Annotated in this window: 13 protein-coding genes; 8 read left to right on the forward strand and 5 right to left on the reverse strand. The window is 52.1% G+C overall.

Translation table 11 applies throughout. The annotated features are described in order from the left end of the window. Window positions 1-9: 9 nt before the first annotated feature. The 4 genes from ACYVEA_RS20885 to ACYVEA_RS20900 all read right to left on the reverse strand — a co-directional run bounded on the left by ACYVEA_RS20885 (window position 10) and on the right by ACYVEA_RS20900 (window position 7461). Window positions 10-3423 (reverse strand): SusC/RagA family TonB-linked outer membrane protein, encoded by a 3414-nt coding sequence (locus ACYVEA_RS20885; RefSeq protein WP_461115374.1) that lies wholly within the window; start codon window positions 3421-3423, stop codon window positions 10-12. 9 nt (window positions 3424-3432) lie between these two features. After that, window positions 3433-4428, reverse strand: a complete 996-nt coding sequence (locus tag ACYVEA_RS20890) for a FecR family protein (protein ID WP_461115375.1) — start codon at window positions 4426-4428, stop codon at window positions 3433-3435. A gap of 46 nt (window positions 4429-4474) precedes the next feature. Further along, window positions 4475-5158 carry an RNA polymerase sigma-70 factor gene (locus ACYVEA_RS20895; protein WP_461115376.1) on the reverse strand — a complete coding sequence of 228 codons (684 nt, stop codon included), beginning with the start codon at window positions 5156-5158 and terminating at the stop codon, window positions 4475-4477. 119 nt (window positions 5159-5277) lie between these two features. Next, window positions 5278-7461: a glycoside hydrolase family 20 zincin-like fold domain-containing protein gene (locus tag ACYVEA_RS20900; protein WP_461115377.1), complete on the reverse strand. Its 2184-nt coding sequence runs from the start codon at window positions 7459-7461 to the stop codon at window positions 5278-5280. Window positions 7462-7746: 285 nt separating this feature from the next. Between ACYVEA_RS20900 and ACYVEA_RS20905 the strand changes: the two genes are divergently transcribed. Beyond that, on the forward strand, window positions 7747-10878 hold the full coding sequence (locus ACYVEA_RS20905; protein WP_461115378.1) for a SusC/RagA family TonB-linked outer membrane protein: 3132 nt from the start codon (window positions 7747-7749) through the stop codon (window positions 10876-10878). Window positions 10879-10912: 34 nt separating this feature from the next. Beyond that, window positions 10913-12451, forward strand: coding sequence for a RagB/SusD family nutrient uptake outer membrane protein (locus ACYVEA_RS20910; RefSeq protein WP_461115379.1), 1539 nt, complete (start codon window positions 10913-10915; stop codon window positions 12449-12451). 299 nt (window positions 12452-12750) lie between these two features. On the opposite strand, the gene ACYVEA_RS20915 is transcribed toward ACYVEA_RS20910, so the two are convergent. After that, on the reverse strand, window positions 12751-13479 hold the full coding sequence (locus ACYVEA_RS20915) for an NUDIX hydrolase (protein ID WP_461115380.1): 729 nt from the start codon (window positions 13477-13479) through the stop codon (window positions 12751-12753). 215 nt (window positions 13480-13694) lie between these two features. Here ACYVEA_RS20915 and ACYVEA_RS20920 point away from each other — a divergent pair, with 215 nt between their 5' ends. The 6 genes from ACYVEA_RS20920 to ACYVEA_RS20945 are packed head-to-tail and all read left to right on the forward strand — an operon-like array spanning window position 13695 to window position 20467. Further along, entirely contained in the window at window positions 13695-14579 is an 885-nt protein-coding gene (locus ACYVEA_RS20920) for an alpha/beta hydrolase (RefSeq protein WP_461115381.1), read from the forward strand. Between the two features lie 8 nt (window positions 14580-14587). Further along, complete coding sequence (locus tag ACYVEA_RS20925; RefSeq protein WP_461115382.1) at window positions 14588-15469, forward strand: alpha/beta hydrolase; 882 nt, start codon at window positions 14588-14590, stop codon at window positions 15467-15469. Between the two features lie 28 nt (window positions 15470-15497). After that, complete coding sequence (locus ACYVEA_RS20930) at window positions 15498-17537, forward strand: alpha/beta hydrolase domain-containing protein (RefSeq protein WP_461115383.1); 2040 nt, start codon at window positions 15498-15500, stop codon at window positions 17535-17537. 7 nt (window positions 17538-17544) lie between these two features. Beyond that, on the forward strand, window positions 17545-18840 hold the full coding sequence (locus ACYVEA_RS20935; RefSeq protein ID WP_461115384.1) for a CitMHS family transporter: 1296 nt from the start codon (window positions 17545-17547) through the stop codon (window positions 18838-18840). After that, a complete protein-coding gene (locus tag ACYVEA_RS20940) occupies window positions 18837-20159 on the forward strand; it encodes an acyclic terpene utilization AtuA family protein (RefSeq protein WP_461115385.1) in 1323 nt (440 codons plus the stop codon). The genes ACYVEA_RS20935 and ACYVEA_RS20940 overlap by 4 nt, the downstream gene beginning before the upstream one ends. Continuing rightward, the gene (locus ACYVEA_RS20945; RefSeq protein WP_461115386.1) at window positions 20156-20467 is read left to right on the forward strand and encodes an AtuA-related protein; all 312 of its coding nucleotides are present in this window, start codon (window positions 20156-20158) and stop codon (window positions 20465-20467) included. The genes ACYVEA_RS20940 and ACYVEA_RS20945 overlap by 4 nt, the downstream gene beginning before the upstream one ends. Window positions 20468-20502: the final 35 nt, after the last annotated feature.

A 20502-nucleotide genomic window follows, 5' to 3' on the forward strand; every position in this document is an offset into this window, starting at 1 on the left:
CTAGGCTGTTTAGAAGGATACGTTTACACCCACCAGAACGGTCCGGGTTTTCGGATAGAAATTGTTGGCATCTACGCCGGGAGCAATGCCGCCCTGGTTGACTTCAGGATCAATGCCTTTGTAGCCGGTAATGACGAACGCATTGTTCACCGAGGCATAGACACGTAGTGATCGGACGTACTGACCCATATTTTTAAAATTGTAACCCAGCGTTGCGTTGTCTAGACGGACGTAACTACCATCCTCGATAAAGCGGCTGGAGTATTTGTAGGAGTTTACATCCGTGGCGGTTTCGCCGGCAACGTCGACCAGAATATTCGTAAACTGGGCGGTGCTGGGCCGAAACAGATCAGCGCGGGTAGCGTTGAAAATTTTATTTCCGAGCACCCCTCTGAAGAATACGTTGAGGTCGAAGTTTTTATAGCGCAACGTATTGGTCCAGCCGAGCAGCAGTTTCGGTTGCGGGCTGCCCGAATACTTATAATCAGCCCCAATGACTGGGGTTGTAGTGAGGTCGCCTTTCTGATTCACGTACTGCGAAACGCCTTTTTCGTTTTTTCCGGCGTATTGCAGCGTGAAGAATTGACCCAACGGCATTCCCGCTTTCAGGATTTGCAGCGTGCTACCCGTTTGTCCACCTCCCTCAGGCTGCGTCGTACGTACCGAGTCGCCACCCACAAACAGCGGATTGGTTAAGCTGGTGATTTTGTTGGTATTGTGCGCGAGATTCAGCCCCGTTGACCAGCTAAAATTCGTCGTCTGAACCGGTGTGGCGCTTAAGCTCACCTCAATCCCTTTATTGCTCATATTGCCCCCATTGGCAATAATACTGCCCACGGGTACGAGAACGGGATTCACGCGATATGAATAAATCATGCCGGTTGTCTCCTTGTTGTACCATTCGACTGTACCGCTCAGCTTGCCTTTCAGGACGGTGAAATCAAGCCCAATGTTGGTCGTTGCTGTTTTTTCCCACTTCAAATTTGGGTTCGCGGCCTGGGTAGGGCCATAAGCTGCCGTTTGTACGCCATTGTAGTAATACGTCCCGAGACTTCCCGAAATGAATTGCGCCGTGTAGGCATTGAAGCCCGACGAGTTACCCGTTACGCCGTAGCTGGCCCGCAGTTTCAGATCGTCAAACAGGTTCTGATTTTTCATAAAATCCTCCTGATTCACGCGCCAGGCAACCCCAGCCGCCGGGAAATAACCCCATTGGTTGTTGGCCCCAAACACCGAACTGCCATCCCGGCGAATCGACCCCTGCACCAGGTATTTGTCTTTGTAATTATAATTCAGACGGGCGAAGTCAGAGATCAACTTCGTTTCCTGATAGATACCATCGGCGCCAAAATTGACCCGATAGGACGATACCGCGTAGGGGTTACTGAGGGCAAAATTGTTGTAACCAATGTTATCGACCGGGAAGTTGGTACTGGATGTCTGGAAGCCATCGCCCGAAACCGATCCCTGATACGAGTACCCCAGCACCGCGTTGATGCTGTGGTCGCCAAACTCCTTATTCCAGGTTAAAAAGGTTTCCAGTACGTTCCGCGTGGTCTGGTACGTATTCCGTAGCGCCGACCCGTTCGTCCCGAAATTCAACAGACTGTGGACGTTCGGTGGATCGGGGTTGTTGTAAAAATTGGCGCTGTTATATTGCGTATAATAACTGTCGTAGGATTCGCCGTGGAGGGACGTATTGTTCTGGTACGACAGATTCAGGTCATACTGCAATCCGAACGGAAGTTTCACCTGCGCCGTAAATGACCCTACCAGGTTATTGTATTTCGTATTGTCCTTGGCATGGTTGATCATGGCCACCGGATTGAAATAGCCGGTATTCTGAAAATTCTCGAAGTAGCTGCCGTCAGGATTCGTCACCGGCGAAACGGGCAAGTGGTTGATCATCTGCAACAGTACGTTGTTGCGCAGGGGCGTGTTGTTGGCGTCGCTGTTTGAGTTGGTCACGTTCAGGCCAAACTTCACCTTGTCGTTAAACGCGTACTGCTCAACCGCCAGCCGGGCAATAACCCGCTTCAGTGAACTCCCCTGCAAAATACCCTGCTTGTCGAGATAGTTGATGCTGGCGCTATACGTACTGTGCTCCGTTCCACCACTAATGGACAGGTTGTGGTTTTGCGAAATCGCCGAGTTTTTCTCAACAGCGCTCTGCCAGTTGGTGTTGGCGCCCTTGTCGTCGTTGGGTGAAAACGATTGTCCGTTTTTCGTCAGGAAGTCCCGTAGCTGGGTGGCATCCATCATCTTTAACGTGCTGGACACTTTCTCCACACCAACGTAGCCACTGTAGGAAATCTGCATCTGGCCTTTTTTACCCCGTTTCGTCGTCACCATAATGACGCCGTTGGCAGCCCGGTTTCCATAAATAGCGGTGGCAGCGGCATCTTTCAATACGTCGATCGACGCAATGTCGTCGGGCGCAATAATCGAAATATCAGCACCGGGCACGCCATCAATAACGTAGAATGGTCCCTGCGAACTGTTGATCGTTGACGCGCCCCGTAGCACCACCGCCGACGGCGTATTAGGATCGCCATTGGCCGAAATATTAAGTCCCGGCACTTTCCCCTGCAACAGCTGCCCGACATCACTGATGGCCCCCCGGTTCAGTTCTTCCGGCTTGATGGTGCTGATAGCGCTGGTCAGGTTTTTGCGCGATTGCGTACCATACCCTACGACCACCACTTCGTTCAGTGATTTGTTATCGGGCAGCAACTGAACGTCCAGTGTTGTTCGGCTACCTACGGCTATTTCCTGCGTGGCGTAGCCTACAAAGCTGAATACCAACGTAGTATTTGCAGTGGGAACGTTTAATTGGTAGCGGCCATCGGCATCTGTATTCGTCCCGCGTATAGCGCCTTTGATCACGACGTTAACACCGGGTAGCCCTTCCCCTTTTTCGCTGGTTACGCGGCCCGCAATCCGAATATCGGCCACTACCGTTGTGGGCAATGTGGCTGCCAGTGGCTGAATGGCCGACAGCGTACCCTCTACCGCTGGCAGGCTAGCGGCTTCCGACTGACCGGCATTCGCCGATTGACGCGTTTCTTTCGTCGGCGTTTTAATGACGTAGTACGCCTGTTCGTTAATTTTTTTGACGATCAGCCCATACGGTTTCAGCAACGTTTGTAGCTGCTTTTCCAATTTCCCCGTTTTAAGCCGGGCATCGACCGGAATCGTAATGCCCTGCACGGTCGTTTCTTCAAATAAAATACTGACCTGATACTGGCGGCTCAGGTCGGTGAGCACTTCTTTCAGTTTTTGACTCTCGGCCGGAAGCACCTGCGTCATCCGAATGGCTTTATTTTGCTGGTGCGCCAGCACAACCGATTGGGCCAGTGCCAGTTGCTGACCCAGCAAACCAACCAGAACCAACCCCATTTTAGGTAGATGTAAACACGACATTTTAAAGGGTTATTTAGATGTTCGTAACTCGATATGGTTGCGGGTTTTCACAACAGTTAGATTCAGTAATTCAGTCAGGATCTGCAGCAGATCGTCGGCCTTTTCGGCTTTAAAATTGCCGGCAATCCGTCGTTGGGCGAGTTCGGTATCCGTAACCACTACCTGTACACCGAATCGCTCCCGGATTTGCTCAGCGACTTCGGTGAGCGTAGTATTGTCGAAATAAAACCAATGCTCTTTCCAGGCCAGATAGGGCCGGGCGGGGGCCTTCTGCGTCAGGTGGTAGCGCCCCGAATTGGCCACCGTCACTACGTTGCCGGGTTTCATGTAAAGCTGCTGCCCCTGAGGCAATTCGAGCTTCACGTTGCCTTTGTTCAGAAACACGCGTTTGCCTCGTTCGCGGGCATACACAACGAATTCAGTACCCAGCACTTCTATCTGAAAATTACCGTCTGTTCTGACGATGAAGCGTTGGTTATCGGCTTTGTGCGTTACGTTGAACTCGCCTTCCCCTTCCAGAAACACGTCGCGGGTATCATTGCCAAACCCAAACCGGGGAACCTGTAGCCTTGAGTTGGCATTCAGCGTCACCGAGGTACCATCGGATAACTGGAACGTAGTGGTCTGACCATAAGCGGTTTTGTAGGATTTATATAACCATTGTGCGCGAAAGAGCCAGCCACCCAGCAGACTCATCAACAATACCGAAGCAGCCATGCTCCACCCCCACCATCGGATCGTTCTGGTTGCCGGGCTTTGTTTGATCATCTTCGGCTGCGGGGCAGGCGGATGCGTATTGAGCAATACCTGTTCGAACGACGCCATGGCTTTGTCCGTATCGAGCGAGAACTGGGGCCGCTGACTTTCCCACTCATCGAGGTACTGAAAATAGGTTTCCTGATTCGCTTCATCGGCCAGCCAGGCTTCGATGTATTTTCGCTGGATGGCCGTAGCTTTTCCGTCAAAAAAGTCAAAGACGATGTTTTTTATAAGCGGTGAGTTCATAGCTATAGTATGGGTTGCCAGTTAGACAAGTTGCGTATACATTACCTTACATCCAGGTGGAGGCCGAACCAATCGAAAGCCACAAAACCAGCGCGATAAACCACTCCGTTTTCAATTCCTGACGGAGCTTTCCCAGGGCTCGGATGAGTAGTTTTTCAACGGCGCTGTTGCTGATCTGCAGGTCCTGCGCGATTTCGGCGTATTTCTTCCCTTCAATACGGCTCAGCAGAAAAGCCCGCTGGCACTGGGGCGGCAGGCTCTGAATGATCGACTCGATTTTCTGGTGAAGCTCGCTGTAATGCAACATCTGATCGGGTTGCAGCGATACCGGAATAGACTGCTCATCAGCCAGTTCCAGCGAATCGGACTGTCGCAATTCCCAACGCAGGTAATTGTAGGCCCGGTGGCGAACGGCTTTGTAGAAATAGGCGCGATACGACGTAGTGATCTGCTCAAAGGTGCGGTCCTGCCAGAAAACCGTGAATACTTCGGCCACCAAATCTTCAGCCACCTCTTTTGAATACACAAACCGGACCGCATGATTGACCAGATTCGGATAGTAGCGCCGGAAAAGCAACGCACAGCCTTTTCGGGCATCCTGCGCGAACAGTTGCCGAAGCATCAATTCATCGTCCGTCACTTGGGCCATGTGTTCGGATTGATGATTCACCAGCAGCAGAGGCATGCTGTCGGCTTTGGGTTGATCAGGATGTAAAGGCACGGGTTGCATTCAAACGTCCGTTAAGCGGGTAGTACTTAATACAGACAAGTTTGGACTTTATTACCTCACATCGGTAGGAAATTATTTTTTTAACCAATGTTTAACAACGACTATTTTATTGGTCTCCTTCAGTTGCGGGCACTAAATTGAGCCTGCTGGGCAATCTCAATATCTTTTACAACGGCCGGACGTAGCGTTGCCCAATGAAAGCGAAGTTTGTTATTTTCCGCCCATCTACTGCCTTTCTGCTCCGTCAGATGCACCAGCGGCATATCGTTATAGAGCGGGCGGGTGATGGCCACCACCGCATCCCAATAGCGCAGCGCAGCTTCCAGATGGTGAATCGCAGCCTGTTTATTGGCCTCTCCACCAGTTAACCGATACGTCTGCAATGCAACGGCTCCTTTCAGTTTTTCGGCCAGATGCAAACCCAGATTTGCCCACACCTGCACATCAGCCACCTCATACTGCAACGAGCGATTTGAGGACGTATTGATCGGTTTCACGAGCTGCAACGCTTTCCGGCAATCCCGCTCCAGCAGGCTGGCCAGGATGGGTGGCGTAATTTTAGTCGACTCAAACGACTGGCCTGCTAGCTGTGTCTTCACATAATCGGTAACCGATACATAAGCGGGGTCGAGGGTTGGTTGCGTAATTTGCTGCTCGACCGAAATGTAGGAAACGTTCTTTTTGGCATCGTGCGCCATCATTCCCTCGCTATAAAGAGAAAAATCCCAGGTAAAATCGAATGAAGCCGCCAACCGCAACGGCGTCGAGGATGCCAGGGCATAGGCTTCGAGCAACGGAGCAGCCCCTTTCCCGTACCGGCGCGTAAATTCGGCGCTGAAAACAGCATCGGGTGTAGCCGGATTGTACAACAACCGGCCCCACAGCTTATAAAACAGCCATTGCCGTTCAAAAGCATATTTCCAGTCGACCGGGCCACCGGGCTTGGTAAAGTAATCCTTAGCCGGAATGTAGGTTTCCGAACCAATGAAATACCCACCCACATATGCCTGATTGTTCGCGGCTACGTGCGCCCGAATGAAATCCGGGACACCCCAGCGCAGGCAAAAGAAATCTTCATTTCGGGCCGTCCAGGTAATCTTGTATTTCGTAGGCTCGGGCTTGAAATACGTATCATACAACTTACCGCCATGTACTTTTATCAGCCTGGGAGTCGAGTGCGCGTGCGACCAGTTGTATTTGAGATCCGCCCAGATGGGGCCTTCCAGAAAATCCAGATCGCCTTCTTCGTCAATGGCGCATCGGGTGAGTTTTTCGGTGTCGATACTCGTGATGCCCAGCGAGCCGGTGGTGCTGGAAAAGGGAATGCGATGCACGAGTTTAGCCTTCCGGTTTGCCAGACGCATGCCTTCAATGATCGTTTCTTTCATCCAGTCTTCGCGTTGCTGGGGAGACATGCCGCCCATGCCTTCGCCCAGGGTGAGGCCAAAACCGGTCAGATCGGGATATTCCTGCAACACCTGCGTGACACATTCCCGAGTATAGCGTTTGACAATCGCCGACGTATCGCCATTCACAAAAAAATTGTGTTCCAGGTTATCCATCGCTACGTTATGCGCTTTGGCAAATTCCGGGCTCACGAAAATGTTGAAAGGAATCAGGTACGTATCAATCGCCCGCTCTTTGGCCATTCGGAAAATAGCCCGGTGCAGCTCTCGCCATTGTGACAGTTCCGCATCCGTGAACGGACTGGCCTCCGGGAAATTCGTCGGCCTGATCATGTAGGTGTAAGGATGCAGGTTCCATAGACTGAGCACATTGAAGCGGTTCTTCACCATCATGTCCAGAAACCGTTCCCAGTAAGCTACATCCCGGCAGGTCTCTACGTGCTGATCGAGCGAGTAGCTGTGTCGATAGGTATCCCAGGGAAGGTCAAATTTAATGGCCCGAAACGGTAAATGAGGTTTTTCGTTCTGTGCTTTGATAGCCGAAAGTGATACGCCATTCTGCATGTCTTCGGCTACTGCCAGACACCCATAAATAAGGCCCCGCGCATCCCCGCCCGTAATGGTCAGTCGCTTACCCTGCGACGTTATTGCATAGGCTTCGTTTCCTAATGTCTCCCGAGCAATTGACAGATCAATTACATAATCAGCCGGGCCGGTCGTTACGGCGTAGTTATTTCTCACTAATGCTTTCCTGAGTACCCCAACGGCATAATTAGCCTGTTTTGATTGATCAGGCTGATGCAGGGCAACCCGTTGGGAAAAACCGAACGAAATAGCGCCAAACAGGCAGAAAATTAGGGGTATAAGCAGTCGCGCCATAACTAGTAAAAATCTCATTGATAACTAGTTAATCAGGCTTTATCGGTAAAAAAATTGGCCGGATTAAGCTATTTTCAAAGAAAGTTAAAGAAAGATTAAAAAAAGACAGTAATTTAAACAGTCCAATAACTTATACCAAAAACCATATAACCGGTTGTCTTCATCACCCCTATTTACGGCTGTATTCTGATGCGATAAACCATAATACGTTACTATTTACTAGTTAACAGGCTCGCTCGTCCATGCGTACTTCCTGAAATAGTGTTGCTGAGACACATTGCAAGCAACTAAACCTTCCAATCTATGTTCCATCAATGTTTACTCCATGCCCTGGCCCGAAAATTCCTGCGGCCTGGTCTCTATCAGCTGTTGCTGGTTGCCACACTCACCTCAGTTACCTGGGCACACGCTGCGCCCGTTGACCAACCCGTTACGGGTACCGTACTGGACGAGAAAGGAAGTCCGCTCGCCGGTGTAAATATCCAAATTAAGGGGACCAGCCGAGGGACCACAAGTGATGTTCGTGGTACGTATCGAATTGACGTTCCGAACGGGAGCGCCGTTCTGGTATTCAGCTATATTGGCTACAAAAAACAGGAGATAACGGTTAATAACCAAGCGGCTATTAACGTATCGCTGGAAGCCGATGCAGGTTCACTGGAAGAGGTCGTTGTGGTTGGTTACGGAACTCAGAAGCGGTCGTCACTGACGGGGGCCGTATCGTCGGTAACGCCAAAAGAGTTAACCGCGTTGCCCGTTCCCAACGTATCAGCCGCGTTGCAGGGGCGGGTACCGGGTGTATCGGTAGTGAACAATGGTGGGCCAGGCAGTTCGCCGATCGTACAGATTCGGGGCGTGGGTTCGATCAACTACGCATCGGGGCCGCTCTACGTCATTGATGGCGTCCCAACCGGCGACCTGAACAGCTTCAACACCAATGACATTGAGTCGCTGGAAGTCCTGAAAGATGCCAGCTCGGCCGCCATCTACGGATCAAGAGCGGCCAATGGGGTTATCCTGATCACCACCAAAAAAGGAAGCCGGGATGGAAAAGTACGTATCACGCTGGATACCTACACGGGCACGCAGAGTGCCTGGCGTAAAGTGGATGTGCTCAACCGCGATCAGTACGTTCAATACGCTACGGCCCTGACCACCAATGCGGGTATTCCGGTACCTTCGCGACTAAGCAATCTGGCAACGCCCATTTATACCGGTGCCACCCAGACGTTCGCCCAAACTGAAACGAACTGGCAGAATGAAATTTTCCGCAATGCCCCCATCACCCAGCACCAGATTTCGTTGACCGGCGGGGGTGCCGTATCGCGCTTTTTTGCCTCGGGCAGTTATTTTAAGCAGGACGGCATCATGAAGGGCACCAGCTTTGAGCGGGGCTCCCTGCGGCTGAATTCCGATCATCAGGCAACCAAGTTCTTAAGCATCGGGCAAACGCTGACCTTTGCCTTCAGCAATCAGCGGGGCGAACCAACGGGCGACCGGTCGCAGGTCATGCACGCCATTCGCATGATGCCCTACTGGCCAACCACCGACCCGACAAAAGTTGGTGGCTTCAGTGCCCCAACGGCCCTGGATGGCTCCGATCCTGAAAACCCGCTCCGGGCGCTGAGCATCGATTTTATTCGAACGAAGTTCCTCAAAGCATTCGCTACGTTCTACGCGGATGTCAAGCTCACCAGTTTCCTGAAATATCGCTTTAACTATGGCGTCGATTTAGGCTATTCGCTGGGCACTACGTTTTTGCCTATTTATTCGGATGGGTATGGCCAGCGAACCTCCGCTACCGTTTCGGATTCGCGAAGTACCAATATCTCCCAGGTGTTTACGAACCAGCTTTCGTTCGATAAAAGCGTTGGAAAACATAACTTCAGCGCCGTGGTAGCCGCCGAGAATCAAAAAGTATTCAATTCAGGCATCAATGGATCGGGCAACCGGCCCAACAACGATCTCGACGTCATTCAGGGGGTCAGTAATCCTTCCATCACCAGCACCCGGAGCATTACGAATCTGATTTCTTACCTCGGGCGGGTTACGTATGATTATGAGGGTAAATACCTGTTGAGCGCGTCCATTCGTCGGGATGGTTCATCGCTGTTTGCCCCCGGCAACAAGTGGGGCAACTTCCCATCGGCCTCGGTGGGCTGGCGGATCAATCAGGAGAATTTCATGAAGTCGCTCCATCAGCTGTCTGAACTGAAGCTACGGGCCAGCTACGGTAAAACGGGCTTCAATGGCATTTCGAACTATGCCTGGCAATCAGTGGTGCAGGCCGACGCTACCGCCTATCCATTTGGCGGCACCAACGCGCTGGGCTCGTATTTCAATGCATTGGGCAATACGGAGTTGAAATGGGAAACCACCGATATGGTTAATGTAGGGGTTGACCTGGGCTTGTTCAACAACAAGTTCACCTTCTCAGCCGAGGTGTACAACCGATTCACCGATGGGTTGATCCTGGCCGTTCCCATTCCAAACTCTATCGGGTACACCACGGCGCCCGTCGCTAACATCGGCAGCATGAAAAACTGGGGCTATGAATTTCAGGCAGGCTACAATTACTCGAAAGGTGATTTCCGGGGCAATGTGTCGGCAAACATCGGCATCACCCGCAACCGGGTGTTAAGTTTGGCAACTCCGACAGCGTCAATTTACGCCGGTCTGAATGCTGACTTCGGCGGGTACGACATCACCAAGACCGAAGTTGGTCAGCCCATTCAGTCGTTCTACGGCTATAAAGTAGATGGAATTTTCCAGAATCAGGCTGAAATCAACGCGGCTAACAACCTGGACGGCAATGACAAGACGCTTTACCAGGATAAAGCCGCACCCGGCGACATCCGGTTTAAAGACCTGAATGGCGACGGAAAAATTGACGCCAACGACCGCCAGTATCTAGGCAGTTATTTGCCGAAATTCAACTACGGTGCCAACTTCTCAGGGTCCTATAAAAATTTCGATTTCACGCTCTATCTACAAGGCGTTCAGGGAAATAAAATTTATAACGGAACCAAGGTTGTGACGCAAGGTATGTTGCGGTTGTTTAATGCAGGGACGGCTGTTCTAAATGCCTGGACGCCAACCAATACGAACACAGACGTACCCCGTGCCGTCAGTGGCGACCCCAACAACAACAGCCGCACATCGGACCGCTTTATCGAAGATGGTTCCTACATGCGGATCAAGAACCTGACGATCGGCTATTCCATCCCAACGACCAAGCTCACCGGCCTGACGAAAGGCTACGTAACGAAGGTCCGGGTGTATGTATCCAGCCAGAACCTGCTGACGCTCACGAAGTACACCGGCTACGATCCGGAAATTGGCTCCCGAAACGGTACGTTGCTCAGAAGTGGTATCGACTACGCAAACTATCCGCAGGCCCGGACATTCCTGGCGGGTCTTCAAGTTACTTTCTAACTGGTTTTGACGAACCCAAATTATGAACTTCACTATGAAAAAGTCCTATATTTTTACCGGGATTTTAGTCTTTAGTCTGGCAATCGGCTGTAGCGACAAAGACCTCAACCAGCTCAATCCCAACGCCGTAACGACGGACAGTTACTTTAAAACTGACGCCCAGATTCGCAGCGCCATCAATGGTGTTTATGCCGCAATTCAGTCAACGAATCTGGTAGCCCGCGAGTGGTTTTTCACCAATGATTTGCGCTCCGACGACGTAGCCGCGGGCGGTGGTCAACTCGAAACACCCCGCAATCAGCTCCTGCTGGGCGTTCATGATACTGGCAACTCGTTGGTGAGTTCCGTCTGGACTGGTGCGTACCGGGTCATTCACCGGGCTAACGTCGTGATTGATAACGCAGCCGCATCTACGGGTCTGACGCCAACCGTTGCTACCCAGGCGGTGGGAGAAGCCAAATTCCTTCGGGCCTGGTCTTACTTCGAACTGGTCAGCATGTGGGGCGGGGTTCCGCTTTACAAGAAGTATGTGACGTCGCTTGCGGGTGCGGGAGCCCGCGCACCGGAAGCGGAGGTGTACGCATTCATCGTGGAAGATTTAAAAGCGGCTCAGGACGCCTTGCCCGCTACGTATGATGCGGCCAATCAGGGGCGGGCGACCAAGGGTGCGGCCCAAATGCTGCTGGCGCGGGTGTATATGCAGCAGGGTGATTACACAAACGCGAAGACTGAACTTCAAAAAGTGATCAGTTCGGGTATCTACCAGCTCGTTGATGAATACAACGACAATTTCATTGAAGAGACGGAGTTCAACAAAGAGTCGATCTGGGAGGTAAACTTCCTGACCTCGGGCGGTACATTCAACTGGAATACCGATGCCGATGGCGCTTCGGCGGGTGAAGAAACCGTGCGAACCCAGGAGTATTCGGGCATCGGCTGGCGGAACATTATCCCCTCGAACAGTCTGTTGGCCGAGTTCGAGAAAACGACCAAAGGCGATGCCAAAACCGACCCACGCTACGCAAAATCGGTGTACACGACGGGCGATAAATACAACAAAGATCAATCTGTTCTGACCGATGCGGTTCAAAACGGCTTTAGTTCGATAGTCGACGGTAAGGAGCAGAAAATCAGCTGGCGGAAATTCACGCTAATGTACAAAGCGGGCACATCGACAACGGGCGGCATCAACCAGCGGATCATGCGGTACGCCGAAACGTTGCTGGCCATGGCCGAGTGTGAAAATGAAGCGGGAAACATTGCCAGTGCCGTTAATTACCTAAACATGGTTCGCAGTCGCCCGAGTGTCGCGATGCCGGCTTACCCGACGGCCAACTACCCTGTGTCGACCAAAGATCAGGTATTCAATGCCATTGTGCACGAACGGCGCGTGGAGCTGAACGGCGAAGAAATTCGCAACAAGGATATTCTGCGGTGGCGTAAAAATGGGAAGCTAAAGACTGAACCGTTAGCCTATTTCCAGAAAGGCAAACATGAGCTATTGCCCATTCCTCAGCAGGAGATCGATAACAACCCCAACATTGGACTCAAAGGCCAGAACCCGGGGTATTGAGAAAAGCTAGCATAGACCCTGTTTAGGATTATTCTTTCTAGTCTGCTTTACCCCTAAATCCCCTAAAGGGGACTTAGTTCGTGCCTGAATAAAGTCCCCTTTAGGGGATTTAGGGGTAAAGTAGACTGACAAAACGAGATAGTGAATCTGTAGAAGATAAATCCTAAACAGCTTCCTAGTAAAAAAAGACACCGGGTTTAAGCCCGGTGTCTTTTTTCGTTGGTACGTATATGCGTATATGCGCAAATTAATTCATCAGTTACAGATTCAGGCCTTTCGCTTAGAGCCGTGGCACGGCTCTAAGCGAAAGGCCTGCGATTAAATCGATACAGGTAGGGCGCTTTGTGGGGTGTTCCCGCCCGGCGCTCCGAAAGTCGCTCCAGGCTGCCCGACGCCATTATTTTCTTGTAAAAATTACGGGCGTCCAATGGATAGCCTAAAATAGTTTCATGAAGCCGCTGCAATTCTGGAATCGTGAACGCTTCGGGCAGTAAGTGGCTGATAGGCTGGCCATTAAGCTGTTTCCGTAGGGATGCAAGGGCTACGTCAATGATGTGGTTATGATCGAAAAGAAGGGCCGGTATCTGGTCCAGACCCCACCAGCGGCATTCTTCCGTCAGAAAGTCGGAGGCTGGAACAACCTTTGAGTGATCGACCAGGGCATAGTAACCGAGGGAAATCGTCCGCTCAGACCAGTTCACATTCTGAATCGGCAGGTTTATTTTCCGCCAGGTTTCTTCCTGATTGTACCGGACGGCTTCACCAAAGACGTGAAACTGATGCAGATACAGCGCATCCAGGCCTGTTCGCTCCTGCATGATGCGTTGCGCGGCCACATCAACCGATTCGGCTTTTCGTATAAATCCCCCCGGCAAACTCCATTCATCTGTTCCTTTCCAACGTAGCAGCAGCACCTTCAACTGATTTTGATGAAAGCCAAAAATCACCCCATCAATCGACAGGTAATGGATGCATTGTTCAGAGACATCCTGATAATATCGGGCGGCCTCAGGATTATATTCAATCATAAAATTCTACAAAATGGACTTATGCCTTTCTGACATAAAGATTCTTTGCGTAGTTTTGACGTAAAGATAAAAAAGTTCTCATACATACGATTCCAGGGTAGTTGCAGAGGTTATGACCGATTCTATTTATTCTGTGATGCAGTGGATTATTTTGAACCGAATACCTTGACAAGCAGACGTCAAAAAATCCATCAGCCTCATTAAATTCGCCAATCATGCGCTTATTCGGCCTTTTCTTCACGACCAGCTTACTAATTCTATCCTTTTTTGCGTCTGCCGCTACCGTTGATTCACTGGACATTCCCAGTGCTGCGATGAAAAAGAAGCTACGGGCGGCTGTTATACTACCCGCATCCTACCAGACAACAGCAAAAAGTAAATCAACGTATCCGGTGTTGTATCTGCTCCACGGTGGCTATGGCCACTTTAATGACTGGCTCAATCAAACGCCCGACAAAACGCTGCTGCAACGACTGGCCGACCAGTATAACCTGCTCATTGTGATGCCCGAAGGTGAGGTTTTCAGCTACTATCTGGATAGTCCCGTTGTTAAGGACAGCCAGTTTGAAACCTACCTGACAAAAGATGTCATCGACAAAATTGACAATACGTATCGAACCGTTCGCACCAGTAAAGGCCGGGTCATTACGGGCCTGTCCATGGGTGGTTACGGAGCGCTGTATCTGGCAACGCGTCATCCCGATCTGTACTGCGCGGCTGGCAGCATGAGCGGAGCGCTGAATCTGGACATGGATAGCTGGAAACTGCCGCCCGATGCAGCCAAAAACATAAAGCTTGAATTCGAAAAGATTCTGGGGCCTATCGAACAATCGCCGGATCGCTACGCGTCTTATTCGGTCATTAACATGGCCGACAAAATGAAAGCCAACGGGTTGAAGATCATCTTTGACTGTGGCGTTGACGATTTTCTGATCGAACCGAATCGGGAACTGCACCGTCGACTGGTCTTCAACCAGACACCCCATGACTATTCCGAACGACCCGGCGGCCATTCCTGGGACTATTGGGGCAATTCGCTGCCAAACCACGTCCTATTTTTCAATAAAGTTCTGAAAGCCAACGGCTCCACTGCTCAATAACTGCTATTATGCATAAAACTTACGTCAAATCCTTACTCATTTCTATGACGTTGCTGCTTTCGCTGCACGCGTTAGCCGCCAAAGTTGACACCCTGGACGTAGTGAGCGCCAGCATGAATCGAACGCTCCGCACGGCCGTGGTGCTACCGGAACGATACAAGAAAGCAAAACAACCGTTGCCCGTGCTTTATCTGCTTCATGGCGGCACCGGCAGTTTCCGGGATTGGTTAACCAAAACACCTGACAAAACCCTGTTACAGCGCCTGGCGGATCAGTACAACCTGATCATTGTCACGCCCGAAGGGGACCCGACCAGTTATTATTTCGATAGTCCACTGGTTAAAACCAGTCAGTTTGAGACGTTCATTTCGAAAGAGTTGATCGACAAAATTGATAATACGTATCGAACGGTTCGCGACCGGAAAGGCCGGATCATCGCGGGTTTGTCGATGGGTGGGCACGGCGCCATGTTCATCTCCAGCCGTCATCCTGAGTTGTACGCGGCCGCCGGGAGCATGAGCGGAGTGATGAACATCAACACCGCCACCTGGAAAGTGCCCGCCGATTTTGCCAAATCCCGATCGGAGAATTTTGTCAAACTGCTCGGCCCGCCGAAAGAAGGCGATGCGCCCTATCCGGGCTACACGATGGTAACGCTCGCCGACAAGCTAAAAGCCAATAACCTGCCCCTGATTTTCGATATTGGCGTGGATGATTTCCTGATCGAAACGAACCGTGACCTGCACCGCCAGTTGATGGCCAACCAGACGCCCCACGATTATACCGAACGGCCGGGTGGGCACACCTGGGACTACTGGGAAAATGCACTGCCTTATCAACTACTGTTTTTCAGCAAAATCCTGAAAGCCAATGGCGTTTTAACGCTTTAGAACCGGTCAGAAAATAACGTTAAACACCATGACATTTCGCCAAATCCACCGTTTCCTGTTCTGCTTAAGTTGCGGAGTAAGCTTGTTCTTTTCGGCTCAGGCCCGGATTGTAAAGCTGGTTATAACCCGAACGGAACCTTATGCGGCCGGAAAATCCCTGGGTGCGGTCGGGAGTTACGAACGGGTATTCGGGCAGGCCTATGGCGAAGTCGATCCAAATCTGTCCCAGAATAAAATCATTCAGGATATTCAGCTGGCGCCGAAAAATGCGCGTGGCCTAGTTGAATACGTATCAGATTTTGTGATGCTACGTCCCACCGACATGAGCAAAAGCAACGGCCTGTTGTTCCTGAGTTTGCCAAACCGGGGCAACATGGCTCCGGCGGATACGGTGCTGTTGAAACGAGGCTACGTTTACCTGTGGAGTGCTTGGCAGGGAGATGTCCTACCCAGCGACGATTCACCGGGCAGTCAGCGCCTTACGATGATGGTGCCGATTGCTACGGAGCATGGCAACGAGATTACGGGCAAAGTCCGGGCTGAACTTCAGGTCGTTACCCCTACCAAAACGTTGAATTTGAGCAGTGGCGCCTTTAGCGGCATGACACACAAGAGCTACGAAACCGTGAGCCTCGACAATACCGGCCTCGTACTGACCAGACGGGTTCACGAAGCGGACGAGCGGATGGCCGTTCCGAACAGCGACTGGGCCTTTGCCGATTGCACGACCGCTCCATTTCCTGGCACGCCCAGCTCAACGAAGATTTCGTTAAAGGATGGCTTCGATCCGAATTACATTTATGAACTGGTCTACACGGCCAAAAATCCGCTGGTACTCGGGCTGGGTTTTGCCTCCATCCGTGATATTGCGTCGTTCCTGCGCCACGAAACAACGGATGAAGCAGGCAGCCAGAGCCCGGTTTTAACGGGGACCCTTCGCTCGATTCCCATCCGGGCGACCGTCATGCAGGGTATTTCGCAGTGCAGTAATTTCATCCGCTCTTTTTTACAGTTGGGCTTCAATCAGGACGAAAAAGGACAGCCGGTTTTCGATGGCATCGACGCCCACATCGGTCCCCGACGTATCACGCTGAACATTCGTTTCGGGCGACCCGGCGGTGGGGGTATGCAACACGAAGATCATCGGTTTCCGGGTACCGACGCCCCCTTTACCTGGGACACGACGACTGATCCGGTTTCGGGCATCTCGGGTGGCATGCTGGAGGCCTGTGGACAAACGAATACCTGTCCTAAAATTATGCAGACCCTGACGTCGACGGAATACCGGCAGTCGAGAGCGTCGCTGACAACTACCGATTCGTACGGCAAAAAAGACCTCGTCATCCCGGACAATGTGCGTATTTATCTTTTTGCCGGCACTCAGCATTCACCCTTCAGCGCCGTTGACCCGGTCAGCGGCTTCACGACGGATCATAACCCGGTTCAGTACACCCTTCGCGCGTTGTTGATTGCACTGGAACAATGGGTGATGGAAGGAAAACAACCGCCTGCCAGCGCCTACCCTACCATTGCGGCCCAAACGCTGGTCGCCCCCGATCAGAAAAGCAGCGGTTGGCCCGCGATTCCGGGGGTACCGTATAATGGCCGGGTCAATCAGGTATCGGTGCTGGATTTTGGTCCGGGCTATCAGCAGAAATACTTGTCGGGTATATTACAGGAACCGCCGAAGGTGGTAAAAGAGAACGCCTACACAGTGCTGGTTCCTAAAGTTGATCAGGATGGCAACGAAATCGGGGGCATTCGAAACACAACGATTCGGGTGCCGCTGGGAACGTATACGGGCTGGAGTTTACGTCGATCGGGTTATGGGGAAGGCGATCTGGCGTCACTGAATGGTATGTTTATTCCCTTCAAAAACACAAAAGCCGAACGCATCGCAGCCGGTGACCCGCGGCTATCGCTGGAGGAACGCTATGGCACCCACGACGCCTACGTAGCGGCCGTTCAAAAAGCGGCCAACGACCTGGTGAAAGAAGGATTTATGCTTCCCGAAGACGCCCGGGCGGAGATTGACAAAGCGACCCAAAGTGACGTGTTAAAAAAATAAACGGACCATGCTCTCCTTATTCGGTTTCGCCACAATCGGCATTTTCCTGCTGTTGATTATCACCAAACGGCTATCGGTACTTACGGCGCTGGTTCTGGTGCCGGTCGTCGTGGGGTTTCTGGCAGGGTTCGGCCCGAAAGAGCTGGGTGAGATGGTACTGACGGGCATAAAGCAGGTAGCCCCAACGGGCATTCTGCTGATGTTTGCCGTATTGTATTTCGGGACGATGCTCGACGTGGGCCTCTTCGATCCGGTCATTGCCGCCATCATCCGCTACGTGAAAGGTGACCCGCTGAAAGTCATTGTCGGTACGGCCATTTTAACGATGATCGTTCACCTCGACGGCGATGGTACCGCTACGTTCATGATCGTAATGTCGGCCTTTCTGCCGATTTACAAACAGCTACGTATCAACCGGTTGATGTTGTCGGGCATCGTGGCGTTGAGCGTTGGGCCGATGCATTTGGTACCCTGGTCGGGGACGTCGGCGCGGGCTATTTCGACCTTAAAAACCGATGCGCCCCACCTTTTCAACCCCAATATTCCGGCGATTTTAGCGGGGGTTGCCTGGGTGTTGTTTGTCGCATACTGGTTTGGCCTGAAAGAGCGAAAACGGCTGGGCGTCGCTGACCTCCGCTACGTTCACCAGGAAAACCTGACGGAGGAACAACGGCAGTTCCGTCGTCCGAAACTCTTTTGGGTGAATGCCGTGCTGACCGTTGCCCTCATCACTACGTTGATGAAAGGCTGGGTACCGGCAGCGGCCCTGTTCATCGTGGCGAGTGTGGTCGCGCTGCTGATCAATTACCCCAAACTTAGTGACCAGCAGAAGGTAGTGAGGAGTCATGGCAACAACATTTTTATGGTGTCCAGCATGATCTTTGCCGCGGGTGTTTTTTCGGGTATCCTGACGGGTGCCAACATGATCGACGCGATGGCAACGTCGGTCATTTCGTTGATACCCCAACAGCATGCCAACTGGCTGCCAACGCTTACGGCCATCACGAGCATGCCCGCGAGTCTGCTCTTTACGCCCGATGCCTATTACTTTGGCGTCGTCCCGATTCTGAGTCAGACGGCCACTCAGTTTGGTATCGATCCGCTGGAAATCGGGCGGGCGGCCTTACTGGGGCAAATGACGGTTGGTTTTCCGGTCAGTCCACTTACAGCGTCGACCTTTCTGCTGGTGGGGCTGGCCGAAGTTGACCTGGGCGATCACCAGAAATTTATTCTTAAATGGGCCTTCGGCACTACGGTAGTGATGACGCTGGCGGCTTTATTAACCGGGTCGATTCACTTATGAAAGAACGGATTAGAATTGGTTGTGGCGCTGGTTTTTCCGGCGACCGGCTCGAACCGGCGGTTATACTGGTTCAGCAGGGCCAACTGGATTACCTGGTGCTGGAATGTCTGGCCGAACGTACCATTGCGCTGGCTCAGAAACGCAAACGCCAGGACCCAGCCAAAGGCTACGACCCCTTGCTGGAACGCCGAATCGAGAGTCTGTTACCACATTTACTAGCTAATAACGTTCGTCTGATCACGAACATGGGAGCGGCTAACCCACTGGCAGCCGCCGAGAAAATCTGTGATATCGCCCGACGGTTGAACCTGTCGGTAAGCGTGGCTGCCGTAACGGGCGATGACGTATTCGATCAGCTTTCGGGTGACGAAACTTCGCTAGAAACGGGCAAGCCCCTGACCGATTCCGGTCCGCTGATTTCGGCCAATGCGTATCTGGGTTCCGATGCGATCCTGCCCGCCCTGGCAACTTCGGCCAATATTATCATCACGGGCCGCGTGGCTGACCCGTCCCTATTTGTGTCCCCGCTGGTGCATGAATTTGGCTGGTCGCTGGACGAGGCTGGCCAGATCGGACAGGGGACGGTGATTGGTCATTTGCTGGAATGTGCGGGTCAGTTAACGGGTGGTTATTTTGCTGATCCCGGCCGAAAAGACGTACCCGACATGGCGCACCTGGGTCACCCGTTTGCCGATGTTACGCGGGATGGCACAGCGGTGTTCAGTAAAGTCACGGGCACCGGAGGCCTCCTGAGTATTGCGACCGCCAAAGAGCAGTTGTTGTATGAAGTCATGGACCCGAGCCGCTACATCACGCCCGATGTCATTGCTGATTTTACCCAAGTACGACTGGTTGATGCTGGCCCCAATCAGGTAAGCGCTTCGGGTGGACGAGGCCAAACCCGACCCGATACGCTGAAAGTAAGCATTGGGTATGACGCTGGGTTTATTGGCGAAGGCGAAATTTCCTACGCCGGAGCTAATGCGCTGGGCCGGGCAAAACTGGCTGGATCAATCATTCAGGAGCGGCTACAGGATCGGTTTACGGATCTACGTATCGATTACATTGGCAGTACGTCGGTCCATCGGACGAACTTTGGCAACTACCCTGATCCCTATGAAATTCGGTTGCGGGTTGCGGGAAAAGCCACCACAGCGCAACAGGCGGCCTTGGTGGGTGAGGAAGTGGAAGCGCTTTATACCAACGGCCCCGCTGGTGGTGGCGGAGCCCGAAAGTACATTCATGAAGTGGTGGGTATTGTTTCGACACTTCTCTCCCGATCAAAAGTAGTTCCTCAAGTCACGCTCTTACACGTATGAAACGCAAGCTCTATGACCTGGCCCACAGCCGGGCAGGCGACAAAGGCAATACGCTGACCCTGTCGCTGATTCCTTACAAAGCTGAAGATTACGAAGTGCTACGCCAGTTGGTCACCGCTGACGCCGTAAAAAACCACCTGCGGGCTATCGTCGCGGGTGATGTGATCCGGTATGAACTACCGAACCTGCCAGCCCTCCAGTTTGTGTGTCAGCAAGCCCTGACGGGGGGCGTCACTACGTCCTTAACGATGGACACGCACGGCAAAAGCCTGAGTTACGCCTTGCTGGAAATGGAAATCGGGGATTGAATCCAGCCGTCAACGCTGTTGGTACAGGAATCAGT

The organism is Spirosoma jeollabukense, assembly GCF_054777855.1.